11 protein-coding genes are annotated in these 15,948 nt (G+C 69.5%); 7 read left to right on the top strand and 4 right to left on the bottom strand.

What is annotated here, in order from left to right; all coding sequences use genetic code 11:
- Positions 1 to 141 precede the first annotated feature (141 nt).
- Positions 142 to 2,253, top strand: a complete 2,112-nt coding sequence (locus HUA78_RS08920) for a cation:proton antiporter (RefSeq protein ID WP_141641344.1) — start codon at positions 142 to 144, stop codon at positions 2,251 to 2,253.
- Positions 2,254 to 2,292: 39 nt separating this feature from the next.
- Here HUA78_RS08920 and HUA78_RS08915 read toward each other — a convergent pair whose 3' ends face one another.
- Positions 2,293 to 3,012: a glycosyltransferase family 2 protein gene (locus tag HUA78_RS08915; protein ID WP_141641343.1), complete on the bottom strand. Its 720-nt coding sequence runs from the start codon at positions 3,010 to 3,012 to the stop codon at positions 2,293 to 2,295.
- A gap of 200 nt (positions 3,013 to 3,212) precedes the next feature.
- Here HUA78_RS08915 and HUA78_RS08910 point away from each other — a divergent pair, with 200 nt between their 5' ends.
- On the top strand, positions 3,213 to 5,720 hold the full coding sequence (locus HUA78_RS08910; protein WP_141641342.1) for an ATP-binding protein: 2,508 nt from the start codon (positions 3,213 to 3,215) through the stop codon (positions 5,718 to 5,720).
- On the opposite strand, the gene HUA78_RS08905 is transcribed toward HUA78_RS08910, so the two are convergent.
- Complete coding sequence (locus HUA78_RS08905) at positions 5,698 to 7,140, bottom strand: aminotransferase class I/II-fold pyridoxal phosphate-dependent enzyme (protein WP_141641341.1); 1,443 nt, start codon at positions 7,138 to 7,140, stop codon at positions 5,698 to 5,700. The two genes, HUA78_RS08910 and HUA78_RS08905, sit on opposite strands and share 23 nt — an antisense overlap.
- Before the next feature lie 397 nt (positions 7,141 to 7,537).
- Here HUA78_RS08905 and HUA78_RS08900 point away from each other — a divergent pair, with 397 nt between their 5' ends.
- Positions 7,538 to 7,777, top strand: coding sequence for an Rdx family protein (locus HUA78_RS08900; protein WP_254623608.1), 240 nt, complete (start codon positions 7,538 to 7,540; stop codon positions 7,775 to 7,777).
- Positions 7,778 to 7,829: 52 nt separating this feature from the next.
- Here the strand turns inward: HUA78_RS08900 and HUA78_RS08895 are convergent, their stop codons facing one another.
- A complete protein-coding gene (locus HUA78_RS08895; protein WP_174476068.1) occupies positions 7,830 to 9,500 on the bottom strand; it encodes a DUF1501 domain-containing protein in 1,671 nt (556 codons plus the stop codon).
- Between the two features lie 22 nt (positions 9,501 to 9,522).
- Positions 9,523 to 11,919 (bottom strand): carbohydrate-binding domain-containing protein, encoded by a 2,397-nt coding sequence (locus HUA78_RS08890; protein WP_174476067.1) that lies wholly within the window; start codon positions 11,917 to 11,919, stop codon positions 9,523 to 9,525.
- 205 nt (positions 11,920 to 12,124) lie between these two features.
- On the opposite strand from HUA78_RS08890, the gene HUA78_RS08885 reads away from it, so the two are divergent.
- From HUA78_RS08885 to HUA78_RS08870, 4 genes are all read left to right on the top strand, one after another.
- Positions 12,125 to 12,430 carry a hypothetical protein gene (locus HUA78_RS08885; RefSeq protein ID WP_174454055.1) on the top strand — a complete coding sequence of 102 codons (306 nt, stop codon included), beginning with the start codon at positions 12,125 to 12,127 and terminating at the stop codon, positions 12,428 to 12,430.
- 64 nt (positions 12,431 to 12,494) lie between these two features.
- Positions 12,495 to 13,319 carry a 2,3,4,5-tetrahydropyridine-2,6-dicarboxylate N-succinyltransferase gene (locus tag HUA78_RS08880; RefSeq protein ID WP_174476066.1) on the top strand — a complete coding sequence of 275 codons (825 nt, stop codon included), beginning with the start codon at positions 12,495 to 12,497 and terminating at the stop codon, positions 13,317 to 13,319.
- A gap of 62 nt (positions 13,320 to 13,381) precedes the next feature.
- Complete coding sequence (locus tag HUA78_RS08875; RefSeq protein WP_174454366.1) at positions 13,382 to 14,017, top strand: cupin domain-containing protein; 636 nt, start codon at positions 13,382 to 13,384, stop codon at positions 14,015 to 14,017.
- Positions 14,018 to 14,125: 108 nt separating this feature from the next.
- Positions 14,126 to 15,883 carry a hypothetical protein gene (locus HUA78_RS08870; RefSeq protein ID WP_174476065.1) on the top strand — a complete coding sequence of 586 codons (1,758 nt, stop codon included), beginning with the start codon at positions 14,126 to 14,128 and terminating at the stop codon, positions 15,881 to 15,883.
- Positions 15,884 to 15,948 lie beyond the last annotated feature (65 nt).

Genomic DNA, 15,948 nt, shown 5'->3' with positions numbered 1-15,948 from the left:
GGCGCTTGTTCGAGCCCGCGCTCATTTCCGGCGTTACGACGTCTTTTCCTTTCCTTCGCGCGCGACGGCCTTTGTCTCCGATTTCCTCGGAGCGACGGCGGGTCGTGTCCCATCCGAGTTTTTCATTTTTGAGGTGACCTGATGCACGGAGCCCACGAGGTCCTCCAGGCCATTGCCATTGTCCTGTGCGTCGCCGCGGTGACGACTGTTCTCTTCCAGAAGCTGCGACAGCCCGTGGTGCTGGGCTACATCCTCGCGGGGCTCGTCGTGGGGCCCTTCGTGCCGATTCCGCTGGTGGCCAATCCAGAGGTCGTCACGACGCTGTCGGAGCTGGGCGTCATCCTGCTGATGTTCTCGCTGGGGCTGGAGTTCAGCCTGCGCAAGCTGTTCTCCGTGGGCTTCACCGCCGGCGTCACCGCCGTCATCCAGTGCAGCATCATGGTGTGGCTGGGCTTCGTGGTGGGGCGGGCCTTCGGGTGGACGACGCTGGAGAGCCTCTTCACCGGCGCGCTCATCGCCATCTCCAGCACCACCATCATCGCCAAGGCGTTCGACGAGCAGGGCATCCGGGGCAAGCTGCGGGAGCTGGTGGTGGGGGTGCTCATCGTCGAGGACCTCATCGCCGTGCTGTTGATGGCGACCCTGACGGCCGTCTCCACGGGCGCGGGCCTGAACGTGAAGGACCTCACGCTCACCACGGGCAAGCTGGTGGCGTTCCTGGTGGGGCTGGTGGCGGTGGGCCTGTTCATCATCCCCCGGGCCATGCGCGCGGTCATCAAGCTGAACCGGCCGGAGACGACGCTCGTGACGAGCGTGGGCATCTGCTTCGCGGTGGCGCTGCTGGCGCAGTCGTTCGGCTACTCGGTGGCACTCGGCGCGTTCCTCGCGGGCTCGCTGGTGGCGGAGTCGGGCGAGGAGAAGCTGGTGGAGCACCTGGTGCAGCCGGTGCGCGACATGTTCGCGGCCATCTTCTTCGTGTCGGTGGGCATGCTCATCAACCCGGAGCTCATCGTCGAGCACTGGGCGGCCATCCTCGTGCTCACCGCGGTGGTCATCCTGGGCAAGCTGCTCAGCGTGACGCTGGGGGCGTTCCTCACGGGCAACGGCACGCGCACGTCCGTCCAGGCGGGCATGAGCCTGGCGCAGATTGGTGAGTTCTCCTTCATCATCGCGGGCCTGGGGCTGTCCTTGAAGGCGACGGGCTCGTTCATCTATCCGGTGGCGGTGGCCGTGTCGGCCATCACCACGCTGACCACGCCCTTGCTCATCAAGGTGTCGGGGCCGGTGGCGACGTGGGTGGACCGCAAGCTGCCCAAGCCGCTGCAGACCTTCGTCACGCTGTACGGCACCTGGGTGGAGCGGCTGCGGCAGGCGCCCCGGCGCGAGACGCTGGGCGCGGACGTGCGGCGGCTGATTCGCCTGCTGGTGCTGGACGCCGTGCTGCTGGTGACGCTGGTGATTGGCACGACGATGTCGGCCGAGCGCATGGCGGGCTTCGTCGAGACGCGCACGGGGCTGGACGAGGACGTGTCCAAGAACGTCATCCTCGGCGGCGCGGTGCTGCTGTCGGTGCCGTTCATCCTGGGCGTCATCGGCATCGCCCGGCGGCTGGGCGCCACGCTGGCGGAAGCCGCGCTGCCGGCGCGCAAGGACGGCAAGCTGGACCTGGCCGCGGCGCCCCGGCGGGTGCTGCTCGTCACGCTGCAGGTGGGAATCGTCCTGCTGGTGGGCATCCCCGTCGTCATGGTGACGCAGCCCTTCCTCAAGGGCGCCACCGGTCCCCTCATCGTGTTGACGCTGGTGGGCGCGCTGGGTGTGGCGTTCTGGCGCGGCGCCACCAACCTGCACGGACACGTGCGCGCCGGAGCGCAGGTCATCGTCGCGGCGCTGGCGGCGCAGTCCCACTCGAAGGAGCCGGGCGGGGACGAGCACGCGCTGGACCACGTCCAGGGCCTGTTGCCGGGCCTGGGCGCGCCGGCGTCCGTGCGGCTGGAGGAGAAGAGCCCGGTGGCGGGCAAGACGCTGGCCCAGGTGAACCTGCGCGGCCTCACCGGCGCGACGGTGCTCGCGATTCAGCGCGGTGAGGAGAGCCTCTCCGTGCCCACCGCGCAGGAGGTGCTGCGGGCTGGAGACGTGCTCGCGCTGACGGGCACGTGCGAGGCGGTGGACGCGGCCAAGGCGCTCTTGATGGGCGTGGAGCCCGCCGCGCCGCCGCCCGAGCCGCCGGCGCCGGAGACGCGGGCCCACGGGTAGCACCGCCCCGGTGGGGGCGGCGGCCATGTCCCGCCGCCCCTACCGCTTCAGCGCGTACTTGCCGATGACGTAGAGGGCGCGCACGCCGTCCTTCCAGCCAATCTTCTTGCCCTCTTCGTACGTGCGCCCGTGGTAGCTGATGGGCACCTCGAAGATGCGCCAGTTGCCTCGGGCCACCTTGGCGGTGATTTCGGGCTCGAAGCCGAAGCGGTTCTCCTCCACCTCGACGGAGCGCAGCACCTCGGCGCGGAAGGCCTTGTAACAGGTCTCCATGTCCGTGAGGTTCAGCCCGCTCGTCATGTTGGAGAGCGTGGTCAGCATGTTGTTGAGCACGGTGTGCCAGAAGTACAGCACCCGCCGGGGCGTCCCCGTGAAGCGACTGCCGAAGACGACGTCCGCATCCCCGTCCAGGATGGGCTGAATCACCTTCGGGATGTCCTTGGGGTCGTATTCCAGGTCCGCGTCCTGAACGAGGATGATGTCCCCCGTCGACTCCGCGAAGCCGCGCCGCAGCGCGGCGCCCTTGCCCTGGTTCTGCTCCTGGAACAGCACCCGGACTTCGTTGCGGTTCTTGGGGGTTCCCCCCAACACGCCCACGCCCTGCTCCGCGAGCTGCTGGAGCAGCTCCCGACTTCCGTCCCGGGAGCAATCGTCCACCAGGACAAGCTCCTTCGGAAAGTCGACGGCGATGCAGCGGCGCAGCAGCTCCGCGAGCGTGGGAATCTCATTGTAAACGGGGATGACGAGAGAGACGAGCATGGCGTTGAGCCCTCTACCTCATTTCGGGGGGGAGGGCGACTGTCCAGCACCCGGCGCGTGGAGCCGGGGTGAATGCCCTTTCCCCTCGCGCCAGTGTGAGATGGGGGGGTAGCAAGAGGTGCCTGTTTTGCGTGGAATGCTTTCTTGGGGGGAGGGCCATGGGGGGCCCCCCTGTCATGCGGACAGTGGAAGGGAACGCCATGAACGACCAGCTCGGACATGCGGTACGCGGCGCGGTTTCCCTGGTGCGGTCTTCCCTGGCGGAAGAGGGACCCTGGGCGGGTCTGCGGGACGTGCTTTACGGTGCCTGGAACATGCCTCACGGCCACTGCTATCTGTGGAAGCAGGAGCTGGTGGTGATGCATGTCTTGTCGGACGCGCTCATCGGCGCCGCCTACTTCTTCATCTCCCTGTCGCTGTACGCGATGGTGCGACGCAGCCGGCTGCCTTTTGGCGGGATGATTCTGTCATTTGGCGTCTTCATTGGCGCGTGTGGGCTGACGCACCTGATGGAGGTGTGGAACGTCTGGTATTCGGCCTACTACCTGGCGGGTGGCATCAAGGTGGTGACGGCGGTGGCGTCGGTGGCCACGGGCATGTACCTGGTGCCGCTGCGCGGGCGGGTGGTGGAGTTCACGGAGGCGGCGCGGCTGTCCGAGGAGCGCCGGGTGCGTCTGGAGAAGAGCTCCGTGGAGCTGGAGGAGCTGTACGCGAGGCTGAAGGCATCCGAGGCGCAGCGCACCGGCTTCTTCGCCAATGTCAGCCATGAGCTGCGCACGCCGCTGACGCTCATCCTGGGGCCGGTGGAGCGGCTGCTGAACCAGGGGGAGCTGTCCGAGTCCGCCCACAAGGACTTGGAGGTGGTGCGCCGCAACGCGCGGGTGCTGCTGCGGCATGTGAACGCGCTCCTGGACGTGGCCAAGCTGGACGCGGGGAAGATGCGCCTCCAGTACGAGGAGGTGGACCTGGCGAGGCTGGTGCGGCTGGGCGCGGAGAACTTCGAGGGGCTGGCGGCGGAGCGGCGGCTGGACTTCGCGCTGGAGCTGCCGGCGATGCTGCCGGCGCAGGTGGACTCGGAGAAGGTGGACCGGGTGGTGCTCAACCTCTTGTCCAACGCCGCCAAGTTCACGCCCCCGGGAGGCAGCATCCGCGTCGCGTTGAGCGCGGAGGCGGGGCGAGGCCGGCTGGTGGTGGAGGACACCGGGCCGGGCGTGCGGCTGGAGCTGCGTGAGGCCATCTTCGAGCGCTTCCGCCAGGGGGACGAGGCCACCGTGCGGGACCTGGGGGGCACGGGGCTGGGCCTGGCCATTGCCCGGGACTTCGTGGTGCTGCACGAGGGGCGCGTCTGGGTGGAGGACCGGCCGGGGGGCGGCGCCCGCTTCGTGGTGGAGCTGCCGCTGATGGCGCCCTCGGGCGCGAAGCTGTCGGCGCGTCCGGAGGTGGAGGCGCGGGTGGAGCATCACGCGGCGGCGCGCGCGGAGCTGGACCTGCTGCGACCTGAGGCGCGGGAGGTGGTGGCGTCGACGCGCGCGGAGGACTCGAGCCGCCCGCGCGTGCTGGTGGTGGAGGACACGCGGGAGATGCGCCGCTTCGTGGTGGAGACCCTGTCGAAGGACTTCCAGGTGGCCACCGCGGTGGACGGCGTGGACGGGCTGGTCCAGGCGGAGCGGATGCAACCGGACGTCATCGTCAGTGACTTGATGATGCCTCGCATGGGGGGAGACCAGCTGGTGCGCGCGGTGCGCTCGCGTCCCGGAATCGAGTCCACGCCCATCCTCCTGCTCACCGCGCGCGCGGATGATGCGCTGCGGGTGGACCTGCTGCGCTCGGGGGCGCAGGACTACGTGGTGAAGCCCTTCGTCTCCGAGGAGCTGGTGGCGCGGGTGACGAACCTGGCGGTGGTGAAGCGCACGCGCGAGGTGCTGCAGGGCCTGTTGGCCGCGCGCTCGGTGGACCTGGAGGCGATGGCGCGCGAGCTGGGCATGCGCAAGCGGCAGTTGGAGGTGGCGCTGGAGACCACCGAGCGCGCCAGCACGTCGCGCAGCACGCTGCTCCAACTGGTGTCGCACGAGTTGCGCACGCCGCTGTCGGTGCTCCAGCTCACCCAACATGCGCTCCAGCGGGAGCTGGGAGGGATGCCGCCCCGCGCGCTGGACATGTTCGACCGGATGCACCGCTCCACCGTGCGCCTGCGGGACATGGTGGAGATGGTGCTTCAGTACAACCAGCTGGAAGAGGGCCGGCTGGTGGTGCGGCGTCAGGCCGTGGACCTGGGCGAGGTGGTGGAGGAGGTGGTGGAGGAGGCGCGCGCGGAGGCCCGCCGCAAGGGCCTGGCGCTGGAGCTGGAGCGGCCGCCCGGCAAGGCGGTGGCGCGCACGGACCCGCGCATCGTCCAGATGGTGCTGCTCAACCTGGTGACGAACGCGGTGAAGTACACCGAGCAGGGCGGCGTGTCGGTGGCGGTGGAGGAGCGCCCCCAGGGCTGGCGCCTGCGGGTGCGAGACACCGGCCCGGGCATCCCTCGCGCCGCGCAGTCGCGCGTGTTCGAGCCCTTCGAGCACCTGGAGCCCCTGGAGAACAAGTCCAAGCCGGGGGTGGGCCTGGGGCTGACGCTGGTGCGGGAGATGGTGTCGGTGCTGGGCGGCGTCGTCTCGGTGGCCTCCGAGCCCGGCGTCGGCAGCGAGTTCACCGTCGAGCTGCCGTCCTGAGCGCCTCCATCAGCGCGTCCAGGTCCGCGTCGGTGGTGAGGGGGTTGATGAGGGTGACGCGCAGGTACACGCCCGTGGGCAGCTTCGTCTGCACCAGGTAGAAGTCCCCGCGTGTCACCAGTCGCTCGCGCAGCCGGGCCTGGAGGGCGTCCCACTCCTCGGGCGGGACGTGCGCGGGCGTGTGGCGGAAGCAGACGATGTTGCAGTCGGGGGCCACCGGCACGTCGAAGTCGGGGGCGGCGGAGAGGCGCTCGGCGAAGCGACGGGCCAGGGTGTACGACTCCGTCACCGCGTCCGCGAACAGGCGCGTGCCCAGCACGCGGAGGCAGGTGTAGAGCTTGAGCGCCATCATCTCCTTGGTGCACTCCATCGTCCGCAGGCCCACGTCGCTCCAGGGCCGCTCGGTGTTGCCGAAGAGGTAGCTGGCCTCCTGGGCGAAGGACTCGAAGGAGCGCGCGCCGTCGCGGAAGAGGACGGCCGTCACCAGCGCGGGCATCAACAGGCCCTTGTGCGCGTCCCAGACGACGGAGTCCGCGCGGTCGATGCCACGCGTCTGGTGGCGGTACTCGGAGCTGAGCACGGCGGCGGCACCATGCGCGGCGTCCACGTGGAACCACAGGCCGTGGCGCTCGCAGAAGTCGGCCACGGGCTCCAGCGGGTCGAACGCGCCGGTGGCGGTGGAGCCGGCGCTGGCGACGACGGCGATGACCTTGCGCCCCGCGCGAGTGGCCGACTCCAGCGCGGGCCCCAGGGCTTCCGGGCGCAGGCGGAAGCGGCTGTCGACGGGGACGGGCACCACACCGCCCGAGCCCCAGCCCATGACCCGCGTGGCGCGCGACACGCAGTAGTGCGCGGTCGTCGGCACCAGCACGGCGAGCGGCGGCCCCGCGTGCGCGCCGTCGTTCCAGGCGTCGTAGCCGGCCCGGGCCTGCCGCGCGGCGAGCAGCGCGGTGAGGTTGCCGAGCGAGCCGCCCGAGGTCAGCACGCCGTCCGTGGACTCCGGCATCCCCAGGCGCGCCGCCATCCACCGCAGCACGTTGCGCTCCATGGCGGTGGAGACCGGACCCATCTCGTACACCGCCATGCCGTTGTTGAGCAGGGAGGAGACGGCGTCGCACAGCGCGGCCAGCGGCACGGGGGCTGTCACCTGGTGGCCCACGTAGCGCGGGTGGTGCAGGTGGTTGGAACCGGAGAGCACGCTCGCCATCAGCTCCGCGAAGTCTCCCGTGGGCTCCTCCGGGAAGGAGGCGGCGAAGCGGTCCACGTTCACCGCCGGAGCCGCCCAGGGCAACACGGGCAGGCCCTCGCCGCGCTCGGCCTGTCGCAGATAGTCCGCCAGCGTGTCCACCAACTGGCGACCCTCGCGGCGGAAGGCCTCGGTGTCATAGGCGGCGGCGATGCGCTCACGAAAGTCGGTCATGGCGGACCGGGAACCTAACCGCGATGGATGGCGACGTCCTCGGGTACGAGCACGGAGCCCCAAGTCCCGCTCACCGATGAACGACCCGAGAGGCCGGGATGAGGGCAGGCTCCTCCGGGCCGCGCGCACGTCTTGCGCGGACAGGAGGCGCGGGCCGGCGAGACGACGGCCCCCCCGAGCTCGCGCCCGTCCCCGGTCGGGGCAGGCAGGCGGGAGGGCGCCTCGGAGGCTCGCGCAGGTCTCGAGCGGACGGGCGTCGCGAGCAGGTGGGACGAAGGGCCCCCGGGCCTCGTGCGCGTCCCGGTCGAGGCAGACAAGCAGGCTGGCTCGCGCGCTTGAAACGCATTATCTCCAGGACGTGCGCACGAGTCGATGCGCCCACGCGAGGAGACGCACCATGGCGGACGCGAAGCCGGTCTCGATTACCTACTGTAATTCCTGAGGCTACAAGCCTCGGGCCGCCCGTGCGGCGGCCGTGCTGAAGGACGAACTGGATGTGGAGACGGAGCTGAAGCCAGGCCCGTCGGGCAGCTACGAGGTCAGGGTGGGTGACAAGGTCGTCATCCGGAAGGAGTCACTGGCCTTCCCCACGGACCAGGAGGTCGTCGACGCGGTGGCGCGCGCCCTGGACGGATGACCCTCGCGCACGAGGGCGACCCGGAGGAGCACTCCAGGTCGCCTTCGTCGCCTCAGCGCTTGATGAACTTCATCGCCGGCCTGTCGTTCTTGCCCTTGCCCGCGGCCTTCAGCGCCGCGGGGTCCAGGCCGGACAGGTGCAACGCCGTCGCGTAGAGGTGGCCTGCGTCGGAGATGAAGCTGTTGGCGCTCTTGGTCCGCCCCGTCATCAGCAGGCCCGTGTCCGGGTTGAAGGCCGGGTCCAAGGTGCCATCCGGCATCATGGGAATGCCGTCCAGCGAGACGCTGCCCACGCGGCCGTACTGCGTGTTTCCGCGCACGGTGCCGCCGAGGAAGGCCGCGCTGTTCACCCGCCAGTGCTGGCAGCAGTCCTGGAGCATGATCTCCTCGTACTTCTGCGCATCCGTCACGTCCGCCTTGGTGAGGATGCCCTCCACGTCACCCTGAATCGTGCGGCCCATCTCCGAGGCGAGGGCGATGGTGGTGAAGTCGTAGTAGCTCTTGCCCGTTGTCCCGTACTGCGTCGACTTGAGCTTGGCCACCAGCGTCTTGAGCGGGTTCCAGAGGTGCTTGCGCATGGTGTCGCGCTGCTCCGTCTGGCCCTTGTTGTTCATGATGGAGCGCCGGTCCCGGTGCGTGTCGAACTGGCGCAGGCCCCGGTTCTCGATGAAGAAGCCGATGGACAGCCCCTTCGTCATCAGCTCGTACGTCATCAACGCCTGCACGTTGGTGTTGGGCGTCTCCTTGGTGCGAGCGGGGTTGCCGTTGATGGACGAGGAGTCGGTGGCCTCGTCCGCGGCGGTGATGCCGAACTCTGCGCGCAGCGTGGTGTCGGTGAACAGCGTGCGCGGGTCCAGGTTGATGCTGCCGCCCGCCGTCAGCGCGCGGTGAATCTGGAGCGCGGAGGAGAAGGCGCGCACCGACTCGCTGTTCTTCTCCGCCAGGAAGCTGGCCTGCAGGTTGTCGGTGAACTGGCGGATGCGCGCGTCGCGCTGGCCCTGCGCCACGTTGCCCAACGAGGACAGCCTGTCTCGCATCGCGCCCGGCGTCTTGCCGTAGAGCGTGTGGGCATGCACCGGGCCCAGCTTCTCGTAGTAGCCGGTGCCCTCCGGGTAGGACGGAATGGACAGCTCACCGTCCGACAGCCAGCGGTGCCAGGAGACGTGGGGCAACAGGTAGCCGGTGCCGTAGGCCTCGCAGAACGCCTGCATCACCGTGCGCTCGTCCGCGTTGCGCTTGCCGGACAGCGAGGCGCTGTACTTGCCGTAGTGGTACTCCCACCGGCCGCCGGAGTGGAAGGTGTTGCCGTTGTGGCTGGACACCACCGCCAGGTCCGGGAACAGGTCCAGGCCGTCCTGTGCCAGGTAGCCGTACTGGATGTTGCCCTGCATCCTGGGCGGGTCCGACGGCGTGGTGCCGTAGTTCTTCGGGCGGTAGCGGTGCTGCGTCCAGGAGGGCGTGGGGCGCAGCTCTCCGGCCGGGACGACGCGGATGGCGTCATTGGGCGTGTGGACGGGGTTGAACATCGAGTACCCGTCCCAGCCTCCCTCCTGGAACCAGTAGATGAGGAAGTGCGGGTCGTCGGCCTCGGCGGCGGCGGCCTCGGCGAAGCCCAGCTCCTTCTTCGTCCCCGGCACTCCGAAGGAGCGGAAGAAGCGGAGCCAGTCCAGGGTGCTGATGGCGGCGCCCGCTGCGGCGCCCGCGAGGAATCGGCGGCGGTTCATGGCGGCGGTCCTTTGGGCGCGGTTACTGGCGCAGGTATTCGGGCGAGGTGGCGATGGTCTTCAGCACGGCCTTCAAGTTGCCGTGCTGTGCCTGGCTGACGTCCCACAGGCGCTTGTAGATGACGCGCTCGTCCTCCTGGTGCCGCATCTCCCGGCCGAAGAAGAGCGCGTACTGGGCGTTGAGCGTGCGGCGCACGAAGGCTTCCTTCTTCACCGCCTGGGTGGCGAAGGCCTCCATGCCCGGGCCCTTGAAGGCGTAGGTGGCCGCCAGGTTCCGGTCCGTGTCGTCCAGCGCCACGCCCTGCTCGTCCGCCGTGCGGTAGTTGCCCTCGTCGTCCCACTTCAGGCGCTGGTGCGCCAGCGGGGTGAGCGTCTGGTGGCACGAGAAGCAGATGCTGCTGGGGTCCACCGTGGAGGAGGCCGTGGCCGCGCCGCGCATGTCGAAGACCTCGGCGGGCACCTCGTACAGCGTGCCCATGAAGTCCGTCATCACTCGCGCCGCGTAGTTGTAGTGCGGCAGGCCCGGCTTGTTCTTGATGAAGCCCTTCATCGTGAGCACGCCCGTCTTGCCGTGCTGCGTGGGCCGCGTCACCTGCTGGAAGGCCGCGTCCACCGAGTAGTCACCGACGAGCAACTCTTGCAGTGGCCGCTCCTGCTCGACGAGGAAGGTCCACAGCCGCGCGGGCTCGTCCGTGTCGGGGGTGCCCTCGCTCTCCGTGCGCACGCGCATGCGGCGGAAGTAGTTGGAGCGGAAGTCCGCCGAGGCCAGGTAGCCGTCCACCATGGCCTCCCACGTCTTCGTGCCGCTCTCCAGCGCGGTGAAGTCCGCGGCGGAAGGCGGGCGGCCCAGCAGGTCCTGCGCCAGCTTCACCAACAGCAGCTTGTCGCGCTCCTTGCCGGAGGCCGCCTCGTAGGAAGGCGGCAGGGTGAAGAGGAAGTCGGGGGCGCGCATCAGGCCCTCGCACAGGCCGCTCCAGGCCTTGGTGGCGTTCGCCTCGATGTCCAGGAGGCCCGTCACCAGCGCATAGCCGTTGGCGCGCTCCTGCGACGTCGCGGCGCGGTACAGCATCCGCCGGTAGATGGTGTCCACCTTGGCCTTCGCAGCGTCCGCGCGCTGCGTGCCGGTGGCCGCCTCCGTGGGGCCGTACACCACGAGCGCGTCCACGTGGAGGTTGCGGTCGCAGACGCCCGTCTCGCCGTAGTCGTTGGTGAAGGCCACCGTGAGGATGTGGTCCCCGCTGGTGACGGCCTGCGTGTGCACGAAGTCCGCGTAGGCCGTGTTGTTCGCGACGGCCCACTCCTTCACCAGCACGCCGTCCACCTTGAGCTGCAGGTTCGGCAGGTCCGGGCCGCACAGGTCACCCTTCGCCTTCACCGTGAAGCGGTAGGTGGCGGAGGCGGGGAAGGCGTACGGCTGGAGCGTGGTGAGGGTGCCGGTGGTGTAGAGGTTCCACCCGGTGCTGCCGGACTTGCCACCGGTGCTCGCCAGAATCTGCGTGCCGGCGGGGATGGTGGTGCCATCTTTCGCGGCGGCCTCCATCTCGTATGTCTTCGTGGAGGGCGCGGGGATGTCCGTCAGCGGCAGGGCCAGGTCCAGGCCGGAGAAGGGCCCCGTCTTCGCGGTGGCGGCCGTGAGGCACACGTCGCGCGACAAATCATCCAGGCCCAGGAAGAAGTCGGCCGAGGCCACGCGCGCCTCGACGAAGTGGTCCTTGTAGTCCACGCCGCCGAACACGCCCACGTTCTGCGCGAAGCGGTCCTGGCCGCCGCGCACCCAGTCGTCGTTGAAGACGGCCTTCACCTTGCCCTTGAGCTGCTCGTAGCTCAGGAAGGGATTGTCATACGTGGCGACGGACGGGCCGCTGTAGGCCTCCAGCAGCGCGGGAGGGAACTCCTCGTCCGGCGGCGACGACGGCTGGCGCGTCTCCACCGCCGCCAGCTGGCAGGTGAGGCTGGCCACGGCGGCGATCTCCTGCGCGTTCCAGGCCGGCTGGGCCCTGGGCATGCGCGCGCTCTCATCCGTGGTGACCAGTCGCGACAACATGGAGCCCGACGACGGGGTGAGATAGCCCGCCGCGCGGATGGCGTAGAAGTTCTCCACGCCGTTGAGGCCCACCCGGAAGAGCCGTCCGCTGGTGGGCGCGTGGCAGGAGATACAGCCCGACACCTCCCGCACCAGTGCGGGCTGCACCACCCGCTCGAAGTCGCTGGCGATGCCCGCGAGCGTCACCCCGGCGGGGACGCTCTCCAAATCACACGGCAGCGAGCCGTCCTGCTGGACCGGGGGAGGCGGTGGGTTCGGATTGTCGTAATCCGGCACACCTTGCATGTCGAGCGACGCCTCGCCGAGGCAACCAGCGGCGAACGACGCGAGCACTGCCACTGCGAGGCTCCACGGGCGCGGGGGGGTAGCGCTCATGTTGCCCTCCAGGGGTGAGGGGTGACCCCATGCTGGCACGACCGTGGTGCGATTGACCAGTCGTCAACATGGTGAATTCAGAGAAAACAGGAAGTTATCGACTTCGTTGGGGAAGCAGTTGCCTGCGCTGGCAAGGAAACAGGCGAGTGCGGAGTGCTCCCGGGTAGGCGGAGGAAGGTGCAGGTTGGTGGAAGGAGGTGGACGGATGGCCTGGCCCGACATGGCGTCGCCCTACGAGCGGCGCTCCATCATCCGAGGCATGCGCGTGCGCGACGAGGAGGGGACGTTCCTGGGGTACGTGGCCCTGCTGAGCGGCGTGCACATCTACGTGAGGCCCTGGCCGTTCAGCCGGCGGTGGGGGCAGCTGCCGATGTCCCGGGTTCGGCATGTGACGCCGGGCACGGTGGTGCTGGAGGGGCGGGGGCCCGCGGACGCGGTGACTCCGGAGCTGTACGAGGAGATCACCACGCAGACGCTGCCCCTGGTGGAGCCCGGCGCGGCGCGGACCTGAGCCTCGCGCGGGGCCTGCGGTTGGGTGCGGCGCGGCGCTCCAAATTGTGATTCAAGGAGGCGCCATGCCGCCCATCGACGAGCTTGCCCAGAAGGTCTCCGCCGCGTTCGCGGACCGGACGAAATTGAAGGACCCGGACTTCGTGTCCGCCGTGCGCGAAACGGTGGCGCGGCTGGACGCAGGCGAGCTGCGCGTGGCGGAGAAGGGGGCGGAGGGCTGGAAGGTCCACGCCTGGGTGAAGGAGGCCATCCTCCTGTTCTTCGCGGTGTCGGAGATGAAGGTGATGGAGGTGGGGCCCTTCGAGTTCCACGACAAAGTTCCTCTGAAGAAGGGGTTGGACAAGGCGGGGGTGCGCGTGGTGCCTCCGGGCACGGTGCGCTACGGCGCCTTCGTGGAGCGGGGCGCGGTGGTGATGCCCGGCTACGTCAACATCGGCGCGCGCGTGGGCGCGGGCACCATGGTGGACACCTGGGCCACGGTGGGCAGCTGCGCGCAGGTGGGCAGCGACGTGCACCTGTCCGGTGGCGTGGGCCTGGGGGGCGTGTTGGAGCCGCCCACAGCGTCCCCCGTCATCATCGAGGACCGGGCCTTCCTGGGCAGCCGCTGCATCGTCGTGGAGGGCGTGGTGGTGGAGGAGGAGGCGGTGCTGGGCGCCAATGTCGTGCTCACCGCGTCCACGCAAATCATCGACGTCACTGGACCCGAGGAGCGCGTCTACAAGGGCCGCGTCCCCGCGCGCAGCGTGGTGATTCCGGGGATGCGGGAGAAGCAGTTCCCCGCCGGAAAATTCATGGTTCCCTGTGCGCTCATCATCGGCCAGCGGACACAGTCGACGGACAAGAAGACGAGCCTCAACTCGGCCCTGCGCGACTTCGCCGTGCCGGTCTGACCCCAGAAATCCAGAGCGGTTGATACTTCCGTAGAGGGAGTGTGACGGGACGGAATGTGACGATGGAGCACCTCGACGACATCCTGGCTGAGTGGGCCCTCGGCACCCTGGACTCCCCTGCCTGGGAGGCCGCGGAGCGGCACCTGTCGACGTGTTCTCGTTGCCGGGTCGAGGCCGACCGCCTGTCCATGGCTCGCCAGGGACTGTCGATGGCGGTGCCTCCCGTCGAGCCGCCCGCCGCCGTGCTCCAGGCCCTGATGGAGCGCATGGAGGGGCCGCGCCGCTTCGAGCGCTTCGCGGACCGGGTGGCCGCGTTCTTCGACCTGTCGAGGGAGCGGGCGCTGGAGCTGCTGGAGTCCCTGGCGGACCCGTCGCGGTGGATGCCGGGACCGGTGGAGGGCTCGGAGCTGATGCCGGTAGAGGCGGGGCCCGCGCGCGAGGGGATGATGGGCGCGATGCTGCGGCTGAACCCGGGGATTCACTACCCGCTGCACACCCACCACGGCCGCGAGCTGAACCTGGTGCTCGAGGGCGGGCTGCGCGAGGACGGCGGGCACGAGGTGTGGCCGGGCGAGGAGCAGGAGAAGACGGACGGCAGCGCCCACGGCTTCAGCGCGCTGCGGGGGCCCGCGTGTCTGTGCGCGACGCTGCTGGAGGGTGAGATCAGCTTCGAGGAAGAACTCGCCACGCCGGGCTGAGTTGTCATAGCCTTCAAGACATCTGGCGCCCCTACTTCGTCCATGAGCTCCTGATGGCTTGCCATCAGGGGCGGGGCGCCGACTTTTCTTCTCAGGTCGGGAGGGGACATGCCTCGGGTGCTGCGTGAGGTGGTGGGAGCGCTGACGCACGAGGGTGCCGCGGCCTTCGACCTGTCCCAGACGGACCCGCTGACGCACCTGACCTTCACGAAGGGCTCGGCGCTGCTCGAGGAGACCTTCTACCGGACCCAGGTGGAGGAGATTCGGAGCTACGCGGCGGCGCTGCTCGCGGCGGAGCGTCACGAGCGGGGCTTCGCCTGGAAGTTCGCCGCGTACATGCGCGACCCGGTGAAGGGGAAGGGCAATCGCATCCAGGGGAGTGTCGCGCCGGCCATCCTCGCGGCGGCGGACCCTGAGGGCCCTTTCACGGAGGAGTACACGTTCCGTTGTCTGCGACACCGCGCGGACGACGTGGCGTTGTTCCTCACGCACTTCGACCACCTGGGGCTTGGCGAAGTGCCCGAGGCGGCGCGCAAGGGCATGGCTCGGGCGCTCGCGGGCATGGACCTGTATCAATTGCTCAAGTACGCGGGGCGGCGGTTCCCGCTCTCGCGGCGCCGGAAGAACGGTCAGCGCGCGAGCCTGCGGCTGGTGGATGCGATGGGCGTGGCGAAGGCGCACCTGGATGAGCGCACGCTGAAGCTCTACCACTACCTGCACGCGCCCACGCGCGAGCGCACGGCCCTGGCGCAGGGGCTGGAGCTGCTGGAGGCGCGCCGCGCGTTCTTCGGCGGCGAGGCGAGCCTGGAGAACTTCGTGAAGGGGCGGCTCTCCACGGAGCAGGCGCTGTCGTTCATGGGGTCGACGCAGGAGACGTGGCGCCGCGTGCTGGACGTGCCTGGGCTGCTGCCGGACATGGCCTTCAAGGGCTACATCCGCGCGATGTATCAGGCGGGCATCCCGCTGGCCGTGCTGCTGGCGGAGGCGCGCAAGCGTCGCTTCGCGGGGATGTGGCCGCATCAGGTGTACATGGGGTGGTGGGCGGCGATGTGGGGCAAGTCGCGGCAGGACTCCCAGGGGGAGGACTGCTTCCACGCGGACCCGGAGCCGGCCATCGCGCCTGTCTTCGAGGTGATCCTGGAGAAGGTGTGCGAGGGCTTGTTGCCGAAGGGCAAGAGCCTGGGCATCGCGGATATCTCCGGCTCCATGTTCGCCACGAAGCTGGGCGGGGCGAAGAGCTCCGCGCACGTGGGGGACGTGGCGGTGGTGCTGGCCGCGGTGATGGCGCGCGAGCTGGGGTACGCGGCGACGTTCTCGGACGACATCTTCGTGGAGGACCTCGCACCACGGCAGGGTGTGCTCGAGCTGTCCAGCAGACTGCGCAGCGGGCAGGGGTGGGGCAGCACGCAGGTGGTGAACTCGGTGATGAACCTCATCGCCCTCCTGTTGAAGAATCCCTCGCGGCCGAGGCCCCGCACGCTCTACTTCTTCTCCGACATGCAGTTCCATCCGCCGGAGGTCCAGACAGTGGAGCCGGGTCTGGTGGAGTCGCTGCGAAAGAGGGGCATCGAGTTCGACGCGAGCGTGCCGCCGCTCCAGGCCGTGCTCCAGGCGTGGCACCACGTGCTGGGTCCGGTGGACGTGGTGCTGTGGAACCTGGGGGCCTACGAGAACGCGCCGCTGCCCTCGCGGGTGCCCAACGTGTTGATGCTCGCGGGCTTCGACGCCAACTCGTTCCGCCACGTGTCCGCCTGGCAGGCGTCAGGCAGCCCGGCGCTTCCGGCGAAGGCCCAGGCGGTGACTCCCGCCGACGCGGGGGGCGCGAAGAACCCCGGCGTGGAGCTCGACTTCATCCGGACGTTCTGACCCAGGAGTGCCCTGGAGCCGCGGCGGACGCGGGAGGAAAGCTCCCGCGCCTGCTGTGCGGAACT

The sequence above is a fragment of the Myxococcus sp. CA033 genome, from assembly GCF_013336625.1.
Lineage (GTDB): Bacteria > Myxococcota > Myxococcia > Myxococcales > Myxococcaceae > Myxococcus > Myxococcus llanfairpwllgwyngyllgogerychwyrndrobwllllantysiliogogogochensis.
This window is presented reverse-complemented; position numbering and strand designations above follow the sequence as displayed.

Excerpts from the sequence above, each read along its gene's own strand:
- HUA78_RS08920 (WP_141641344.1), top strand. The coding sequence starts at position 142 with ATGCACGGAGCCCACGAGGTCCTCCAGGCCATTGCCATTGTCCTGTGC.
- HUA78_RS08915 (WP_141641343.1), bottom strand. The coding sequence starts at position 3,012 with ATGCTCGTCTCTCTCGTCATCCCCGTTTACAATGAGATTCCCACGCTC.
- HUA78_RS08910 (WP_141641342.1), top strand. The coding sequence starts at position 3,213 with ATGAACGACCAGCTCGGACATGCGGTACGCGGCGCGGTTTCCCTGGTG.
- HUA78_RS08905 (WP_141641341.1), bottom strand. The coding sequence starts at position 7,140 with ATGACCGACTTTCGTGAGCGCATCGCCGCCGCCTATGACACCGAGGCC.
- HUA78_RS08895 (WP_174476068.1), bottom strand. The coding sequence starts at position 9,500 with ATGAACCGCCGCCGATTCCTCGCGGGCGCCGCAGCGGGCGCCGCCATC.
- HUA78_RS08890 (WP_174476067.1), bottom strand. The coding sequence starts at position 11,919 with ATGAGCGCTACCCCCCCGCGCCCGTGGAGCCTCGCAGTGGCAGTGCTC.
- HUA78_RS08885 (WP_174454055.1), top strand. The coding sequence starts at position 12,125 with ATGGCCTGGCCCGACATGGCGTCGCCCTACGAGCGGCGCTCCATCATC.
- HUA78_RS08880 (WP_174476066.1), top strand. The coding sequence starts at position 12,495 with ATGCCGCCCATCGACGAGCTTGCCCAGAAGGTCTCCGCCGCGTTCGCG.
- HUA78_RS08875 (WP_174454366.1), top strand. The coding sequence starts at position 13,382 with ATGGAGCACCTCGACGACATCCTGGCTGAGTGGGCCCTCGGCACCCTG.
- HUA78_RS08870 (WP_174476065.1), top strand. The coding sequence starts at position 14,126 with ATGCCTCGGGTGCTGCGTGAGGTGGTGGGAGCGCTGACGCACGAGGGT.